The following is a 17,498-nucleotide window of genomic DNA, read 5'->3' on the forward strand; positions in this document are numbered from 1 at the left end:
ATCCGTCCGATCAGGGCCGCTCCATGACCGTGATCGCCGACGCGCCAACCACGACCCCGCGCCGCAGTGTCCGTCGGCGCTCTCCTCCGATCGGGTAGATCACCTCGACGTCCACGCGAGCGATCCCGGCCGGGACCCCGATGTGCACCGAACCTTCGGCCTGGGCGTCGTAGCCCGATCCCGCGTCCACGAGCCGAGTCGCCACCAGACGGCGCGTACCGGCACGGAACACGCGGATCTCCGCGCCAGGTGCCCCCGTGCCACTGGCACGCTTCACGTGCACGGCGAGCGATCGTCGCGCGGCCGCGGGCGGCAGCTGGTTGCGCCATGACATCTGCATGCCTCGTGGTGAGGATCCCGTGAGGAGCAGGTCCACGGCGCCATCGCGGTCGACGTCGAGCCACTGCACGCCGTGGTCTCCCTGCTGCGCGCCGATGCTGTCCGGCGTGACGTCCTCGAAGTGCGTGCCCGTGTTGCGGAAGAGGAAGTCGCGGTAGCTCACGCCGCCGGTGATGGTGCCGTTGAGGTAGAGGTCGAGGCGGCCGTCGTTGTCGAAGTCCGCGAGCGCACACGCATCGTAACGCGCGTCGATCCCGATGCCCCACGCCGTGGTCGCGTCCTCGAAGCGACCGTTCGCGCGATTGAGGAAGAGCCCGGGCTTGCCGTAGTTGGCGGTGACGAGGTCGAGGCGACCGTCGCCATCCACGTCGGCCGCGCAGGGACGCACCGTGCCGTGGGCGGCGCTCCCGGCCGGTCGCCCGCCCCACTCGACGCCCGCGGCGGCGGCGACATCGGTGAAGCGACCGGCGTCGTTGCGAAACAGCCCGTTGGTATCGCCGTCCATGTTGGCGACGTATACGTCGAGATCCCCGTCTTCGTCGAAGTCGAACCAGACCGCACCCACCGTCTTGCGCGTATCGGCGAGCCCCAGCTCCCGAGCCACGTCCGTCAGACGACCCCCGTCATTGCGAAAGAATGCGTTGGGGCGATCGCGGAACGCAACAAAGAGATCCAGGTCGCCATCTCCGTCGGGGTCCACAAATACGGGCTGCCGCACCGCACCCGAGTCGCGCGCGATCCCCGACTCGCGTGTCACGTCGACGAATCGTGAACCATCGTTGCGATAGAGGGCGGTCACCGAGCCCGCGCCCGGCGCGTACCCGACAAAGAGGTCCGGATCCCCGTCGCCGTCGTAGTCGCCCCAGGCGGCGGCCCGCGTCGCCCGCGTACTCGTGAGGCCCAGGGCGGCAGCGCGGTCCACCAGGCGCCCACCGTCGTTGACGTAGAGGCGACTCGGAACTCCGTTCATGCCCACGAACACGTCGGCGTCACCGTCCCGATCGATATCGGCGGGCGCGTTGGTCATGCTCACGCTCGCCGTGAGGGTCGCGTCGTCTCCGGGCGCAAAGTCGGGCGACAGGTTGCGATGCACCTTGCCACCCTTCATCACGAACCGGACGCGTTCGAGGGCCGAGATGTCGCGCAGCGGGTCGCCGTCGACCGCCACGAGGTCGGCGACCATCCCGGCCCGCACAACCCCAACCGAGTCCTGCATGCCCATCGCGCGGGCATTCCCCGAGGTCAGCTGCACGATCGCCTCCATCGGCGCCTGCCCGCCCTGCTGCACGCGGTAGATCACCTCACGCGCGTTCTGCCCGTGCGCACCCGCCGTCGCGTCGGTGCCAACCAGCATCTGCAGCCGGGGGGTCGCCAGCGCACGCTTGAACATGTCGAGCTTGCGCGGAATGCCCTCTTCCATGAACCGGAATCCGGCTTCGTCGTAGTTCCCGATGCCGAGGTAACGTGACTTGTTCTCCAGGTAATTCTGGGTGACCAGGCCGATGTTGGGCTCGAACAGGGTGCCCCGAGCTGCCATGAGCTGCAGCTCGGCGTTGGTCACCTGGCTCCCGTGCGTGATGGCAAAGCAGCCCGACTCGGTGGCCGCACGGACGGCGGAAGCAGCGTGGGCATGGACCCAGCTGCGCTTGCCGAGTTCGCGGGCGGCACCGCACGCGGCGGCGATCTGCGCGTCGGACAGCGTCTGTCCTCCACCCTCCCTGATACTTCGCGACGCGAAGACCTTCACGAGATCCGCGCCGCTGTCGACGGTGGTCCGCACCCACGCTCGGATCTGCGCGGGACTCAGACTTGTGTCGGTCAGCGCGCGTGAAGACGTGAGAAAGCGAGGACCCGGTACATCATCCCGCCGGAGCATCGCACGCAACTCCAGGTCGAGCGGGGCGCCAAGGCTCTGCGCAGACGTGTACCCCGCCCGGAGTGTGACATAGGCGTTGTCCACCGCCGCCCTGATCCGCTCTGTCGGCGATTCTCCCTGGTTCGAGGCCCGCCCGTCACGTCCGAAGTGCGAGTCCATGTGCACGTGCGTGTCGATGAAGCCGGGCATGAGGGTGAAGCGACGCAGATCGTACGTGGCCCTCGCGCCTGGCGAGGCGGTGCGTACTCCCACGATGCGCCCGTCACGCACCGAGACGATGACGTTTCGCCTGGTCGCTCCCGCTCCGTCGATCAGCAGCCCTGCATGGATGGTGGTCTGGGCGCTGGTGAGCGAGGGGCTCAGCGTCGTGAACGCGATCGCGAGCGTGCGTGCGATGGGTCGCATTGGAGCGTTTGGGGACGGGGGGAGACACACGAGCCACGAGTCTGGAGGGCCGGGCCTCGGCCGGGAAGACCCGCCGCACGATCCGCCCGGCAGCCCGCAGCGCCCATCAACCCCGCCGCGAGCTATCCGCCCAGGCGACTATAGCGTGTCCGCGATTGCCGCGATCTCTTCGGCTTCCTTCCAGGCCTCGTGCAGCGCCTGAACTCGTCACCGAGGGCCGGGCGTTCCACGGACTCGTGCAGGGCCATCTCCATCGCGAGCCGCGTCGATGGGGTGCGGTTCTTGAGCGCGCCAACCAGTGAGTCGTCCCACCAGTAGCGACGTCCCCTCCGCCAATTGGACGCTCTGCCCTGCCGATGGAAGAAGTCGTGCGACTCATCCTGCCTGCCGAGGAGGCTCAAGGCGCGGTCCAGGGGCGGTCGGGGGGCCGTGACGCACCGCACAGCCTCGATGTGGGTCGGCCCACCGGACGAGGCATGCGCGCAACCCCGGCACCACCAAGGCCTTGCAGCCTGCGCGAGCGGCCCGCGGAACGCGTGGGCGGCCGTGACCACTCCGCCGTCGTCCTCGTCCCTGACTTGAGATCGAGACCGCGCTCCCCGCGGTCACGTCATGCGACCGTTCAATCCATCGGGTCGGGCATCCCGGACCGATGGTGCTCTCCACCAACGCGCGTCATCCCGAGGTCAGCGTATGCGCATCGTTCGGAAGCTCGGCTTCACCCTGCTTGCCGCTGTCATTCCCACCGTGGCCGGTGGGCAGCAGGTCAATCCTCGTTCCGGCTTCCAGGACTCCTGGTACTGGGGCGCGAAGGGCGGCGTGGCCTCCTTTGACGCGAATGGAAGCGGCCGCGTGAGCAAGCCGAGCGTCGGCGCGGAGTGGCTCATCACGCGGAGCCGCGGCGCGCTGTACGTCTCCATCGACCAGGCGTTCTTTGACGATGTCGCGGGTGTCTACGATCCGTCGGTCGCGGGGTCGGTCCGCCCGGTGAGCATCAGCGACCTGCGTCGCTACAGCGCCGGGCTCCTCGCCTTCCCGGTCGCATTCGGAAGCCTTCGTCCGTACGCGGGCCTTGGCCTCTCGATCAACGTCATTCAGAGCGCCGACCCCGCGGGCACGTTCGTGAGCACGACATCACAGGCGTCGGTGTTCAAGGCGGTGCAGCAGCAGACCTCCAAGGTGTCGGCGGTGTTCACCGGCGGTGCCCACGTCGTTTTCGGTCGCATCGCGCTCTTTGGCCAGGCCTCGGCCATGCCGACGCGAAACAACTTTCTGATCTCCGGGTCATCGCACACGTTCCTGCTCGAAGGCGGCATCCGCTACAACCTGGCCAGCGCCATCGAGCAACTGAAGTAGATCTCCTTCCTGCTATCGTCGTTTGATGGGTCGCGTCGAGCTGATGCGGCCCATCAGTGCTTCACGGGGTGAGGCGGTGAAGGTGTTCCAATACTGTGTGCGCGGCGCCACAGGACGCGCGTGTCCCGGGCGCCACCCCGAAGTTCCCCGGTCCCGATGATGCCCTTGTCCGATCGCCAGCACCGTTGGTGGCCGCGTGCCCTCTCGCTGCCGATGCGCATCGCCCTCGGGGTAGCGCTCGGCGCGGCATCGATTCCGATCACCGCGATCCTGCACGACGATCTGGGCAACTCGGCGTTCATGCCGGCCACGGTGGTCGTGCTGATCGCCCTCATCACGCTGGGCGGCTTCTGGCCCACGTTTCTCGGGTCGATGACGGCCCTGGTCGGCACCCTCTGGATCGGCACGGGGAGTGCTGCGTCGCCGTCCGGCGACACGGCGAAGGTCGCCATCTTCATCATCGGCACGGCCGTCATTGCGCGGTTTGACGCGCGGGCCCGCCGCGAGCGGGCCGGCCTGCGTGAGCGCGAACTCGCCTTTGCCGACAGCGAAGCGCGCTACCGATTGCTGCTCGAAGAAGCGTCCGACGCGATCCTGGTGTTCGGGCTCGATCACCGCGCGGAGATGGTCAGCGCCCGCGCCGCCGACGTGCTTGGGCGTCCCGTCGATGCGCTGATCGGTCGGACGCGCGACGAACTGCTGGCCGACTTCACGACCTCGGGCGGCGCCACTCCCGCGGCGTCGATCGACGGCCTTGTGTCGCATCCCATCGCGCGGCCCGACGGCAGCGTCTTTGTCGGCGAGCTGTCCACGCGCCGCCTCACCGACGGTCGCGTCCAGGTGATCGTCCGGGACGTCACCGCACGCCTCGAGGCAGCCGAACAGGTGAAGCGCGAGCGCGACCTGCTGGAGGGAATTCTCGAAACGAGCACTGCATCGATCATCGCCTTCGAGGTGCGAACGAAACGCGTGCTGTTCGCCAATCATCGGCTGGCGGCGTCCACCGGGAAGTCGCGCGAACAGCTCATGGCAACGGGCCTGGATGGCATCGGGTGGGAGTTCGCCGACGTGGACGGCGCACCGCTCGCCCCCGGGCACGAGCCCGCCGCGCGGGTGCTGAAGGCCGGGAAGCTCGTGCGCGACGAGCGCATGCTGGGTCGTACGCCGGGCGGCCCCTGGCAACTGATCAGCTACAGTGGCGCGCCGCTCTTCAGCGCCGACGGCAGCATCCGCGCCCTCGTCTTCTCGTTTGATGATATCACCGAGCGGGTGCGCGCCGAACAGTCTCTGCTGGAGAGCGAACATCGGCTGCGTAGGCTCACCGACGCCATTCCCGGCGCGGTGTATGAGTACGTGCTCGCTCCAGATGGCAAGCAACGGTTCGAGTTTGTCAGTGCCGGCATCACGGATCTGCTTCGCCTGACGCCTGACGAGGCCATCGCGGACTTCAACTGCATCTGGGGACTCATCGTCTCCGAGGACCAGGAACGCATCGGCCGCACGATCCTCGATTCGGCGCGCACGGGCAGCCGCTGGAACGAGGAGTTCCAGTTGCAGGTCACGAGTGGCGTGCGCAAATGGATCCGGGGCACATCGATGCCGGAGCCCCCGCGGCCCGACGGGTCGATCCGATGGAACGGCCTGCTCCTCGACATAACGGAGCACAAGCGTGTCGAAGGTGACCTGCTGCAGATCCAGAAGATGGAAAGCATCGGTCGACTCGCCGGCGGCATTGCGCACGACTTCAACAACATCCTGACCGCGATCCGCGGCAACGTGGACCTCGTGCTGGGCCAGGTCACCGAGCAGGATGCGCATTTCGCCGAACTCCACGACATTCGACAGGCCGCCGATCGCGCCGCCGCCCTCACGCGCCAGCTGCTGGCCTTCTCGCGCAAGCAGGCCATGCAGCCCCGTGACATCGACCTCGCTGAACTCGTACGTGACGTGGAGAAGATGCTCCGTCGCGTCATCGGAGAGGACGTCGTGCTGCTGACGCAGCCGTCGGACACCATCGGCATGGTGCGCGCGGACCCCGGCCAGCTGGAACAGGTGCTGCTCAACCTGGCGGTGAACGCGCGCGACGCCATGCCCACGGGCGGGCTCCTCACCATCGAGACACACCAGCTCCGCCTCGACACCGCCACGAGCAGTGCGCTCGGCATTCCGGTCGGCGATTACGTCTCGCTCGTTGTGCGCGACACCGGCCAGGGCATGGACGAGGAGACCAAGGTCCGCATCTTCGATCCCTTCTTCACGACGAAGCCTGCCGGCCGTGGTACCGGCCTGGGACTCGCGATGGTGTACGGCATCGTGCGCCAGAGTGGGGGAGCGGTTGCGGTGGAGAGCGATCCCGACCACGGCACCACCTTTCGACTCTACTTCCCTCGCGTGGCGACGCCGGCGGATCGTGGGAAGTCGGCGGAGCCCGTGACGCCCGTCGTCGACAGCACGTTGCGCCGCGACGCGCGCGTGCTGCTCGTGGAGGACGATCCCGCCGTGCGCGCACTGACGCGTCGGATGCTCAGGGAGGCTGGTTACACCGTACAGGAAGCATCGGACGCGTACGAAGCCCTCGGACTCGTCGGGGCGGACTGCGCCGGGTTTGATCTCGTGGTCACCGACGTCATCATGCCGGGCATGGGTGGCCGCGACCTGGCTGCGGAACTGAGGCGTCGGCGACCCGACATGCGGATCCTGTTCATGTCAGGGTACCTCGACATCGACCTCCCCTCGCTCGGGCTCGACGGCCGCACGCGATTGCTCTCCAAGCCCTTCACGCGCGCGTCGTTGCTGCGCGACGTGTCAGAGATGGTGGAGCTGCCTGTCGCGGCCCTGTCGGACTGACGCCTTTCGCTACCGCGCTCGCCACTCGGCGGGCGGGCTCACGTTGCCGGCCTGATCGACCGCGGAGAGCAGGACGCGGTCTGGCGCAGCGGTGAGGGTGGATGTGCGGGCGTCGCCAAAGAGTACGCGGGTGGTCCACCCCGTGGACGCCCGGGCGCGAACGAACCACCACCGCGGTGCCTCCCCGATGGCTGGAGTGAACGTCAGCGTCGTCCCGGCGACCGCGAGCGCCGGAGCCAATGGGGCGTCCGAGTCGAGCCACGGGAACGCCGGCACCAGTGCCCGCGTGCCGTAGAGTGGAGCCAACGACGATGCGACGAGGCCGCCCGAGCGACGCAGCGTCGACGTGGCGTTGTAGAGCAGATGCCCTGGCGCGCCCGACCGCGAGCGCGTGAGACGCACCTGGTCGGTGATCTCGGAGACGGGAAATGCGCTCGTCGTCCCATCCAGCACGCGATACACCGCGAGGCCCGGCCACACGTGGCGCCCACGGCTGTTCTGCGCCATCCACCAATCGAGGAGTGCCGGAAAGCTCTGCTGTGGCGCCGCAATGGACCAATACAGCTGGGGCGCGAGGTAATCGACCCATCCCTGCTGGAGCCATTTTCGCGAGTCGGCAAAGATCGATGCCCACGCGTCCAGTCCGTTCACGCCCGGCGGGTTGCCGGGACGCCAGATCCCAAATGGTGAAATGCCGACCTTGAGCGTTGGCCGGATCGCGTGCACCTCGCGCTGCAGGCGCTCGACGAACCGATCGACGTTGGCGCGCCGCCAGTCGTCGCGCGCGAGCGTGGTGCCGCTCTGTGCCCAGGTGGCACTGTCGGGGAAGTCGATCAGTCGGTTGGCTGCGTCGCGCTCCTGGTACGGATAGAAGTAGTCGTCGGCGTGGATCCCGTCGATGTCATAGCGACGGACAATGTCGAGCACGACGCGCATCACGTGGTCGTGCACCTCGGCGTCGCCGGGCTCGAGCCAGAGCTGCGAGCCATAGACTCGGAGCAGGTTGCGCCGCGTGCGAAACAGGTGGGATGGCGCCAGCGCCAGGCTGTCACGCGTGTTGCCGGCCCGAAACGGATTGATCCAGGCGTGCAGTTCGAGTCCGCGCGCGTGCGCCGCATTGACCGCGTACGCCAGTGGATCGTATCCGGGGTCGCGTCCCTGCGTGCCGGTCAGCATCGCGCCCCAGGGCTCCAGCGCGGACTGGTACACGGCGTCCGAGGCCGGGCGCGCATGAAAGAAAACGGCGTTGAGCCCCGCCAGCGCCGCGCGGTCGAGCAGGTCGTCGAGCTCGGCACGCTGCTGGTCGGCGGTCAGCGTATTGCGCGAAGGCCAGTCGATGTTGGCGACCGTCGCGATCCACACGCCACGCATTTCGCGGAGGATCGCGGGCGTCGCCGTATCGCTCGGGGTGGGCGTGACCGGCGCCGGGGGCGCCGTCGCGTCGGAGCAGGCCGCGACCCCGCAGAGCACGAAGAGCGCGAGCGATCTCCTGGTGGAAATCACCATGTGGCGAAGTCGTTACCCGGCGTCGGCGTGCTCGACGATCGTAGCCTCGGGGTTGCGCATCACGGCGCCGCCCGGCCCCGCCCAAAGCGCTCGCAACCTGGCCAGCATGTTCGCCGCGTCGGCCAGCGTATCGAACTCGAGGTCGATGAACACGAGGTTCGGATCATCGGTGCCCCGATACACGCGGTGTGCGCGCACCTTCGAGCCCTTGCGGTCGAGCGGATCCCGGTCGAAGGCGCGCTTCCATCCCTCATAGTCGGGCACGGCGTGCTGGATACGGAGCACGAACATCGTTCAGAATCCGGAGAGTCGGGTGATTTTGCCCTGCGTACCAACGGCCCAACCAGCACGCGGCGACGCGAAGCCCACCGACCAGTAGTTGAGCGTGTCGATCGGCGACCAGCTGATCCCCTCATCACGCGACCAGACGGCGCCCGACGGGCCGACGGCAACGATCGTCGGACGGCGGGCACCGGGAACGTATACCCCGCCCCACACTCCCGTCTTCAGCGGCGGTCGGTTCCGCGGCGTCCACGTCCGCCCACCGTCGTTCGAATATGCCGCCAGGATGTCGGTGGGCGTCGCGTTGTAGCCGCCCCCCAATACGACGCCGTTTCGGGCATCGCGGAACAGCACCGACTGCGGGCCCGAGCCCGCATGCGTCGTGATGGGCAGTGAGTCCGAGAACCAGGTGCGGCCGTAGTCGGTCGTGTGGATGAGACGACCGCTCTCGGGAGTCGACGCCACGATCCACGCGCGCCCGCCGGGCGCGGTCACGAGACACGTGCCGCTCGCGGCAAAGCTGCCTTCGCCCACACGCGCGCGCGGAAGCGCCGATGGCGGAACACGGTTCCAATGCCCACCACCATCAGACGTGGTGAGGATCGCCATCTCGTCGCCGATCGCGTCCCCGATCACCACGCCGCGGCTCGGATCCCAGAAGGACATGCAATCGTAGAAGCCCTTCGGCTCCGGATTCGTGAACTGCAGCGTCCACGAAGCCCCCGCATCGGTGGTCTTGTAGATGCGCGACTGCCCGCCATTGCCAATGCTGAGCAGATAGGCGGTGCTGGCGTCCACCGCGTGCACGTCCCGAAACTGCAACGAGTCTGCCCCGCGCACCGTGCCCGAGCGCCATGTCGCTCCTCCATCGGTCGTGCGCAGCCAGGTGCCACCGGCACCGCTCACCCACACCGTGCGCTCATCCACCGGGCTCACGGCGATCAGGAGCTGCGTGGTCCCGCTGACCTGCGTTTCGCGCACCACCTGAGCCGACCCCACGGAACCCGCGCGCGCGCATGACACCGATGCGACCAGCGCCAACGCCACGACGCCGCCGACTGCGGCTGCGACTTTGGACGCGCCGCGGGCCATCGCTCGGGCCCTCACGGCTGACCCGCCAGCTTGCGCTGCACCGACTCGGCGGCGGAGCGCTGCGCATCGGTAGACCGCGGGTTCACTTCCAGTGCCCTGCGATACGCCGCCTGTGCCGCGTCGCGCGCCCCCTGCGCCCGGTGCGCGTCGCCGAGCCGCTCGAACGCGCGCCATGACTCCGGAAAGATCGTGGTGACGAAGGCCAACACGGCGCTCGCATCGGCCGCGCGTTTGCGCTGGAGCCGCTCGTCCGCCACGGCAATGAGTGAACCTTCGGTCACATCGAGGCTGCCAGGGTCAGCCGCGGCGCGCATGGCGCTCGCGATGGCGACGGCGTCGACACCCGCCATCCCGGCCTCCAGCGAATCCCGGATCACCGTGGCGAGTGCCAGGCGCCTGGGTGACGTCAGGACGATCTGGTCGCCCCGCGGACTCACCGCGTACGCCGAGATGTTGCGGAGTTCCAGGTTGGCGAATCGGGCCACCAGGCGCCACTCGCGATCCCCGACCGCGCGGGCGTAGATCGCGTTGCCCTTGCCCATGACGATGGTCTCGTTCTGCGGGAGCCAGATGTGTACCGTGCGTCCGGGAACCGTGGGTCCGAGACTGGACGTGCGACGCGTGGCCAGGTCGACGCGCCGCAGTTCGTGTCGCGCCGTGGCCGTGTCGATGCGCACGTAGCTCAACGCTCGCGCACCCGGCACGAGCTGTGGAGGCAACGCCGGCACCCCACTGTCCACGTCAACGATGGTCCCGGTGGACGCGCTGAACAATCCGATGGTAAAGCTCGCTGACTTGGGCCGCGTGAGCGCGTAGTCGCCGTTGGCGAGCGGCGTGTAGTACCCCGTCGTGTCGGGGCCACGAAGGACGCCGCGCGCCGGCACGCCGTCTGATGAATACACCCACGGCCCGAACTCGCGGAACAGAGTGGCCGGGCGCCAGCGAACCGCCACGTATTCACCCCTCGCATTGATCGTCGGGGAGTTCTCGTTCTCCGGCGTCGAGGTCACCCGGGTTTCGAGGCCGGTCGCGAGGTCGATCCGATAGATGTCGCTCTGCGCCTGAGCGCCGGTGTCGCGCTGGGCCGAGAAGACGACGCTCCGACCGTCGGGGGAGAAGGCGGGCTGGCTGGCCCCATTGTCCTTCGTGAGCTTCACGGGTTCGCCTAACGCCAGCCGGTTTCCGTTCCACCGTACGTCAACGAGCCACAGGTTGACGGGATTCGGCCCCTGGGCCGCAGCACACAGGGGGAGGAGCCCAAGGGCTCCGATGCTGAGGAGTCTGGCGCGCATGGCGGGCGGTGAAGGAGTCAGGCTCGCTCCCGAACGGGGAAGACGTAACAGGGGGAACACGCAGGTGACGGGCATGGGGTCGTGCCTGGTCCGAGCCTCTCGAAAGGCGGACCCGACCACGATACCCTACCCGGCCCGCTTGTAGATGATCGGATTGAGCGGGAGCCTGTCCCGATCAATGATCGCGCCGTCCTTCATCACCATGCGGATCTTGCGGATGTTCTTGATGTCGGCCAGGGGGTCGGCGTCCAGCATCACCAGATCCGCGATCTTGCCACGCTCGATGGTGCCGAGCTGTTCTCCCATGCGATGCGGGAGCGCCCGCGCGCCGTTCTTCGTCGCGGCGACGATGGCCTGGCCGGGAGTCATGCCGAAGTCCACCAGCGATTCGATCGACGCGAGGGTGCCCACGCCCGGCTGGCGAGGGCCCCACTGGTTGGGGTCCCGCGAGAACTCGATGGCCTGCGTCACCTGGTTGTCGGTCGCGGTCGTGATGGGACACCGCGTCTTCACGATCTTCTCTGCGTTGCCGCGCATGACGCGCGAATTGGTGGCCCGGATCGAGTCCTCGATCATCTTTTCCGTCATCCGTGGCTTGGGCCAGTTCCGCAGTTCGGTCGGCTCGTTGTTCGCGCCGCCGGCGCCGGCCCGGTTTGCCCCCGCGCCCCGTGACTGCGCCATCTGATAGGCACGGCCCGCGTGGTTGTTGCCGTGAATCGAGCAGAACGGCCGCTTTTCGTCGAGCAGCGTAAGGATCTCCTGGGGGATCGGCACGCCACCGACCTCAGGGTGCTGGATGAGATCGATCCCGGACGTCAGGGCGATGTACATGCCCTCGGGTGTCGTCGAGTGCGTCTCGGCCATCAGGCCACGTGCGTGCACGGCGTCGACGATCGCCTTGAACTGGCGTTCGGAGAAGACGAGCCCGGGGTCGGTGTGCGTGTGCGACGTGCCCCCGATCTTCACGAAGTCCACGCCCTTGTCGATGTAGTTGTTGACGATCACGCGCAGCGAATCCGGGCCGAACCACGGCATCAGTTCGCCGGCGCCCTGGGTGATCTGATCGTTGACCCACTCCTCGTAGTACGTCTCGGGGTCGCGGCCACGGAACGTCTTCGAGAAGGTGCCCCCCCAACCGATGATGTTTCCGGCCACGTACATTCGGGCACCGATCGCTTTGCCGCTCCTGATGGCATCGCGCGCCGCGAGCAGCGGCATCATCGTCCCGTAGGAATCGCGCATCGACGTCACGCCGTACTTGAGGTGCATCTGCGCGCCTTCGATCGCGATGTCCGACAGCTTGTCCCAGTATTTGGCGTACTCCGCCGCACTCGCTGGCATCGCGTTATGCACGTTCGTGTCCACGAAGCCCGGCGTGAGGTACTTGCCGGCACCGTCCACCTTCTGCGCGCAGTCGGGCACCTTCACCTCGGCGCGCTTCCCGACCTCGCTGAACTTCCCGCCGCGTACAATGACCGTGGCGTCAGCCAGCGGCGCTCCACCGTTGCCATCGATGACTGTCGCACCGACGATCGCGATGCCACAGGGCTGAGGGGCTGACGCGAGAAGCGTCGCGGGCGCCGTCAACGCGGCGATCATGGCGGCCGCGGGCAAGGCAGCGAGGACGGAGAGCATATGCGAACCTCGGAGGAGACGGGTGAAGGAAGATGGACGCTCGCTCAGCGGACCGCACGGGGTCACTGACTGAGCAACGTCGTCTTCATGAGCGGAGAACCGCGGCAAGCGCGACCGCGAGGTTCGTCACACGTCGTCGGCAGCATGTGCGGGCAGGCTCGCACCGGACTCCTACAGCCCTCTGACGGTGTCGCTGCGTCAGCGGCTTGACCCTGTGCCGTACGCCACCAATCTTCGCGGCGGCCTTGCGTCGCGGCGGAAGACCACACCGTGTCGAGTCCAAGCCCGTGAGGCCTCAACCGTCCTGGAGGACGCATGCACTTGTCTCTGCTCCCCGCCTTGGTGCTCCCGATGGCGCTGGGATCACCGCCGGCCCTCAATGGGGCCGCCCACTTCAACGAGTCCGTGTTCGCTGAACGCGGCAATCGCGCCGGTACCGTCCGAGGGCGGGTTACCGACCAGGCGTCGGGCCAGCCCGTTCCCGGGGCACAGGTCGTGATCGCGAACACGCGGCTTGGCGCCGTCGCCGACCAGGGCGGCCGCTATGTCATCACGCAGGTACCTGCCGGAGCCCACGCGCTCACGGCCCGCATGCTCGGGTACGCGCCGAAGACGGCCAACGTCACCGTTCAGGACAACGGTGAGGCCACCGTCGATTTTGCCATCGAACGCACGGCGTCGCAGCTCTCAGAGGTGGTCGTCACCGCAACGGGCGACCAGCGCAAGGTCGAGATCGGCAACGCCGTCGCCACGCTGCGCGCCGATTCCCTCGTCATCGGTTCCCCCATCACGTCGGTGGGGGACATGCTGCAGGGCCGCGTCGCCGGACTGCTCACGTTTGCCAACGCCGGCGTGACCGGCTCATCGCCGCGCATTCGCATCCGCGGATTCAATTCGCTTTCGCAGCCCAATAACCCGCTCATCATCATTGACGGTACCCGCGTCGACAACACGACGGGCGCCGGCAGCGGCGGTGGTACCAACATCCAGTCCTACGGATGGACCGCGGGCTCGGTCACCTCGATGAATCCAGAGGAAATCGAGTCGTTCGAAATTGTGAAGGGGCCCGCAGCCGCGACGCTCTACGGTACCGACGCGGCCAACGGCGTCATCGTGATTCGTACCAAGCGTGGCGTCGCCGGCGCGCCGAAGTGGAACTTCTACGGCGAGGGTGGCCTCATCCCGGGCCCGACCAAGTGGAACGAGAACTACTACGCGTTCGGGCGGAACGCGGCGGGTCAGCAGGTCAACTGCGTGAACCTCGCGCGCGCGGCCGGACAATGCACCGTCGACAGCGTGAGCCGCTGGAATCCCATGGCCGATGCCATCAGCTCGCCGGTGGGCACGGGGAATCGCCGCCAGGTAGGCGCGCAGGTCTCGGGCGGCGCGCAGCAGTTGCGCTACTTCGTCGGCAGCGACTGGGAGCGTGAACGGGGCTACCTCGAGCTCTCGGACTCCGAGATCAAGCGCATCAGCGCCGAGCGTGGGGGAGCCAAGGTTCCCGACGAGCAGATCCATCCGAACTACCTCAACCGCACGGCGCTGCGTGCCAACGCCTCGGCGATGCTCGGCCCGAAGACAGACCTGAACATCTCCAACAGTCTCCAGTTCCAGCGCAGCCAGATTCCGACCAACACGATCTTCACCGACGCGGCGTGGGGTCGTGGCTTCAAGGATGCGTACGACGGCTGGGGCAACCAGCGTCGTCCCGGCGAAACGTTCGCAACGCGCGCCGCCGAGCGACTCTTCCGCATCACGAGTTCGGCCAATGGCAACTTCGTGCCGACGCCGTGGCTGTCGACGCGCGCGACCGTGGGCATCGACGCCAGCTCCAACTTCTCCGACAACCTGCAGCGCCGTGGCGAGGGCGGGACGTCGGTGGCGCCCAGCCTCGGTCGGCGTCTCGACGCGCGCTCGAGCACCATCCTCTTCACCGGCGACGTTGGCGGCACGGCGACGTTCAACCTCGCACCGTCCCTCGTGTCCAAGACGTCGGTGGGGGCGCAGTACAATCGGCGTGATCGAGGTATCACGACGGCGATCGGCACCAACCTGCCGCCGGGATCGAGCACGCTCGCCGGTGCGGCCACGGTGCAGAACAGCGAAGCGACCATCCAGTCCGTCGTCGCCGGCGGCTATGTGGAGCAGCAGTTCTCGCTCAACGATCGTCTGTTCGTGACGGGCGCGATGCGTGCCGACGGCGCCAGCACGTTCGGCAAGAACTTCAAGACGGCCTACTACCCCAAGGCCAGCGTCTCGTGGCTCGTGTCGAGCGAAGACTGGTTCCCGAAGACCAAGGTCATCTCGAGCTTCCGCTTCCGTTCCGCCTTTGGCTCATCCGGCGTGCAACCTCCGGCAGATGCCGCCCTGACGCGCCTGCAACTCGCCACGGTGTTCGTGAACGGCACCACCGGTTCCGGCGCGCAGCTCCAGACGCTTGGCAACCCGGACCTGGCACCCGAACGCACGACCGAACTCGAAGGCGGCTTCGACATCGACTTCTTCGATGGCCGCATCCGACTCGAGGCCACGGCCTACGAGAAGAAGAGCGCCGACGCGCTCGTACAGCGCTCCTACCCGCGCTCGGCGGGCCTCATCGCCACGGGCCAGCTCGACAACGTGGGCCGCGTACGCAATCGCGGCGTCGAGGGCATCGTGAACGCCATGGTGTTCAACGCCGGCGGCGCGCAGCTCGACCTGTCGATCAACGGGTCGATCAACCACTCCAAGCTCCTCGAACTCGACTCCAGCCTTCGGCCACCGGAAGACCGCTTCATCAAGTTCGTGCAGGGCTACCCGCTGTTCGGCATGTGGGATCGCAAGATCCGCGGCTACAACGATGCCAACAACGACGGCGTCCTGCAGATCAGCGAGGTCCAGGTCGATGACTCGATCACCTTCATCGGTGTGACCAACCCGACGGACCTGCTCACGGTGTCGCCAAGCCTGACGCTGTTCAACGGAGCGCTGCGCCTGAGCTCGATGTTCGTCTACAAGGGCAACTACATCCAGACGAACTTTACGGAGCTCAACAAGTGCGCGAGCTTTGGCTCCTGCAAGGCGCGCAACGACCCGAAGGCCTCGGTCGCCGAACAGGCGCCCTACGCCGGATTTGCCGGGTCGACGTTGACCTATGCCGGCTATGCCGAAGACGGCACGTTCACGCGCTGGGCCGAAGCGTCGGTGGTGTGGGACGCCACGCGGAACCTCAAGCGGCTGCTGGGCAACCGCACGGCCACGCTCACCTTCAGCGCGCGCAACCTCGCGCTGTGGACTGACTACTCGGGGCTCGACCCGGAGGTCACCGCCAACCCGGACCTCACGGGCAACTTCGGCACCGTGTGGGATCTCGGGTACGACAACCCGGTCTCCCCGCTCCCGAAGTATTTCATCCTGCGTCTCTCCCTCGGACTGTGAGGCGCCGACCCATGACTCATACCTCCATGCGGTTTCTCGGAATTGCCGGCCTTCTGGTGGCCAGCGGCTGCTCCTCCCTGACCGACGTGAACTCCCCCGATGTCGTCCAACCGGAGCAGCTCGCGAACGCGGCGGGTGCCGAGGCCCTCACGACCGGTGCGCTCGCCTCGATCATGTCGCCGTTCATGACGTTTGCCTACAACACGGCGGTCTTCAGCGACGAGATGAAGCTCGCCACGGCATTCACCTCGTTCGCGGACATCGACTTCCGCACGCAATCCCTGACGTTCAACGAATACGGACCGATCCTGATGCATCGGGTTCGCACGCAGGCCACACAGGCCATCGATGCGAGGAAGCAGTTCGCGCCCACACCGCGGGCACGCATCGGTCAGCTGTTTGCCACCAAGGGCCTGGCCGAGCTGTTCATCGGCGAGACCAGCTGCAACGGCACGCCGCTCACCGACGTGCGCGGAACCGTGGCCACCTTCAGCGGCCCGCTGACCAGCGACAGCATTCTCAAGGTCGCCATTTCCAACTTCGACTCGGCGCTGGTCTACGCGGCGGACAGCGCGCGCGTGCTGAACCTGGCGAAGGTGGCCCGCGGTCGTGCCCTGCTGAACCGCGGACAGTACGCCCAGGCAGCCGCCGCCGTGGCCGGAGTCCCGACGAACTACGTCTACAACGCCGAGGCCACGCTGTCGGTGACCAACCAGATCAACCTGATCTGGAATGCAAACAACCTGAAGACCGCGACGGTGTCCGACCGTGAGGGCGGCAACGGCCTCGATTTCGTGAGTGCCGCAGACCCGAGGATCCCGACCACGCCAAACGGCGTCGGCACGGACGGCGTGACCAGCGTCGCGATCTTCGGCAAGTACTCCGGTCAGGCGTCGTCCATTCCCATGGTCACCGGCATCGAGGCGCGCCTGATCGAAGCCGAGGCCGCGCTGCAGGCCAACCGCAACGATTCCTCGCCGACCGGCACCGGATGGTTGGGCATCCTCAACGCGCTTCGCGCGCCGACGATGACGCCACTCGCTGATCCGGGCAGCTTTGATGCACGCGTCAACCTGCTCTTCCGCGAGCGTGCCTTCTGGCTCTACGGCACGGGCCACCGCATGGGCGACCTGCGGCGCCTGCTGCGTCAATACGGACGCGCCGAAGCTGCCACGTGGCCCAAGGGGCAGTACAAGGCCGGCGTCAGCTACGGTTCGGAGGTCGTCTTCATCCTGACGCTCTCCGAGCAGGCCAATCCCACGGCGCGAACCTGTTCGAACATGAATCCGTAGCGAGGAGTCGCGACCAGGCAACGACGGGGCGAGATCGCATGATCTCGCCCCGTCTTGTATCCAAACATGGTCTGCCACGCCGGCCTTGCTGCATACTTGTCGCCCGGTCCGACGACGGCGTCACCTGGTGGGCCAGTCCGCCAAGTGCTCACGCGGCAC

Annotated in this window: 10 protein-coding genes; 4 read left to right on the forward strand and 6 right to left on the reverse strand. The window is 67.4% G+C overall.

From position 1 onward, the window contains the following. Positions 1–10 precede the first annotated feature (10 nt). The gene (locus tag IT361_00425) at positions 11–2,620 is read right to left on the reverse strand and encodes a VCBS repeat-containing protein (protein ID MCC6316121.1); all 2,610 of its coding nucleotides are present in this window, start codon (positions 2,618–2,620) and stop codon (positions 11–13) included. 693 nt (positions 2,621–3,313) lie between these two features. On the opposite strand from IT361_00425, the gene IT361_00430 reads away from it, so the two are divergent. Next, a complete protein-coding gene (locus IT361_00430) occupies positions 3,314–3,976 on the forward strand; it encodes a hypothetical protein (protein MCC6316122.1) in 663 nt (220 codons plus the stop codon). A 213-nt stretch (positions 3,977–4,189) separates the two neighbouring features. Further along, the gene (locus IT361_00435; GenBank protein ID MCC6316123.1) at positions 4,190–6,823 is read left to right on the forward strand and encodes a response regulator; all 2,634 of its coding nucleotides are present in this window, start codon (positions 4,190–4,192) and stop codon (positions 6,821–6,823) included. Positions 6,824–6,832: 9 nt separating this feature from the next. Here IT361_00435 and IT361_00440 read toward each other — a convergent pair whose 3' ends face one another. The 5 genes from IT361_00440 to IT361_00460 all read right to left on the reverse strand — a co-directional run bounded on the left by IT361_00440 (position 6,833) and on the right by IT361_00460 (position 12,630). After that, the gene (locus tag IT361_00440) at positions 6,833–8,329 is read right to left on the reverse strand and encodes a family 10 glycosylhydrolase (protein ID MCC6316124.1); all 1,497 of its coding nucleotides are present in this window, start codon (positions 8,327–8,329) and stop codon (positions 6,833–6,835) included. Positions 8,330–8,341: 12 nt separating this feature from the next. Next, positions 8,342–8,620, reverse strand: coding sequence for a hypothetical protein (locus IT361_00445; GenBank protein ID MCC6316125.1), 279 nt, complete (start codon positions 8,618–8,620; stop codon positions 8,342–8,344). Positions 8,621–8,623: 3 nt separating this feature from the next. Then, positions 8,624–9,703: a hypothetical protein gene (locus IT361_00450; GenBank protein MCC6316126.1), complete on the reverse strand. Its 1,080-nt coding sequence runs from the start codon at positions 9,701–9,703 to the stop codon at positions 8,624–8,626. A gap of 11 nt (positions 9,704–9,714) precedes the next feature. Further along, positions 9,715–10,995: a PD40 domain-containing protein gene (locus tag IT361_00455; GenBank protein MCC6316127.1), complete on the reverse strand. Its 1,281-nt coding sequence runs from the start codon at positions 10,993–10,995 to the stop codon at positions 9,715–9,717. A 126-nt stretch (positions 10,996–11,121) separates the two neighbouring features. Further along, positions 11,122–12,630 (reverse strand): amidohydrolase family protein, encoded by a 1,509-nt coding sequence (locus tag IT361_00460; protein ID MCC6316128.1) that lies wholly within the window; start codon positions 12,628–12,630, stop codon positions 11,122–11,124. A 315-nt stretch (positions 12,631–12,945) separates the two neighbouring features. On the opposite strand from IT361_00460, the gene IT361_00465 reads away from it, so the two are divergent. After that, positions 12,946–16,047: a SusC/RagA family TonB-linked outer membrane protein gene (locus tag IT361_00465; protein MCC6316129.1), complete on the forward strand. Its 3,102-nt coding sequence runs from the start codon at positions 12,946–12,948 to the stop codon at positions 16,045–16,047. Positions 16,048–16,073: 26 nt separating this feature from the next. Further along, positions 16,074–17,339 (forward strand): hypothetical protein, encoded by a 1,266-nt coding sequence (locus IT361_00470; protein MCC6316130.1) that lies wholly within the window; start codon positions 16,074–16,076, stop codon positions 17,337–17,339. Positions 17,340–17,498: the final 159 nt, after the last annotated feature.

It is taken from the genome of Gemmatimonadaceae bacterium (assembly GCA_020846935.1).
GTDB lineage: Bacteria > Gemmatimonadota > Gemmatimonadetes > Gemmatimonadales > Gemmatimonadaceae > RBC101.

Bases quoted from the DNA above. Each gene is read 5' to 3' on its own strand.
- IT361_00425 (MCC6316121.1), bottom strand. From the start codon at position 2,620: ATGCGACCCATCGCACGCACGCTCGCGATCGCGTTCACGACGCTGAGC.
- IT361_00430 (MCC6316122.1), top strand. From the start codon at position 3,314: ATGCGCATCGTTCGGAAGCTCGGCTTCACCCTGCTTGCCGCTGTCATT.
- IT361_00435 (MCC6316123.1), top strand. From the start codon at position 4,190: ATGCGCATCGCCCTCGGGGTAGCGCTCGGCGCGGCATCGATTCCGATC.
- IT361_00440 (MCC6316124.1), bottom strand. From the start codon at position 8,329: ATGGTGATTTCCACCAGGAGATCGCTCGCGCTCTTCGTGCTCTGCGGG.
- IT361_00445 (MCC6316125.1), bottom strand. From the start codon at position 8,620: ATGTTCGTGCTCCGTATCCAGCACGCCGTGCCCGACTATGAGGGATGG.
- IT361_00450 (MCC6316126.1), bottom strand. From the start codon at position 9,703: ATGGCCCGCGGCGCGTCCAAAGTCGCAGCCGCAGTCGGCGGCGTCGTG.
- IT361_00455 (MCC6316127.1), bottom strand. From the start codon at position 10,995: ATGCGCGCCAGACTCCTCAGCATCGGAGCCCTTGGGCTCCTCCCCCTG.
- IT361_00460 (MCC6316128.1), bottom strand. From the start codon at position 12,630: ATGCTCTCCGTCCTCGCTGCCTTGCCCGCGGCCGCCATGATCGCCGCG.
- IT361_00465 (MCC6316129.1), top strand. From the start codon at position 12,946: ATGCACTTGTCTCTGCTCCCCGCCTTGGTGCTCCCGATGGCGCTGGGA.
- IT361_00470 (MCC6316130.1), top strand. From the start codon at position 16,074: ATGCGGTTTCTCGGAATTGCCGGCCTTCTGGTGGCCAGCGGCTGCTCC.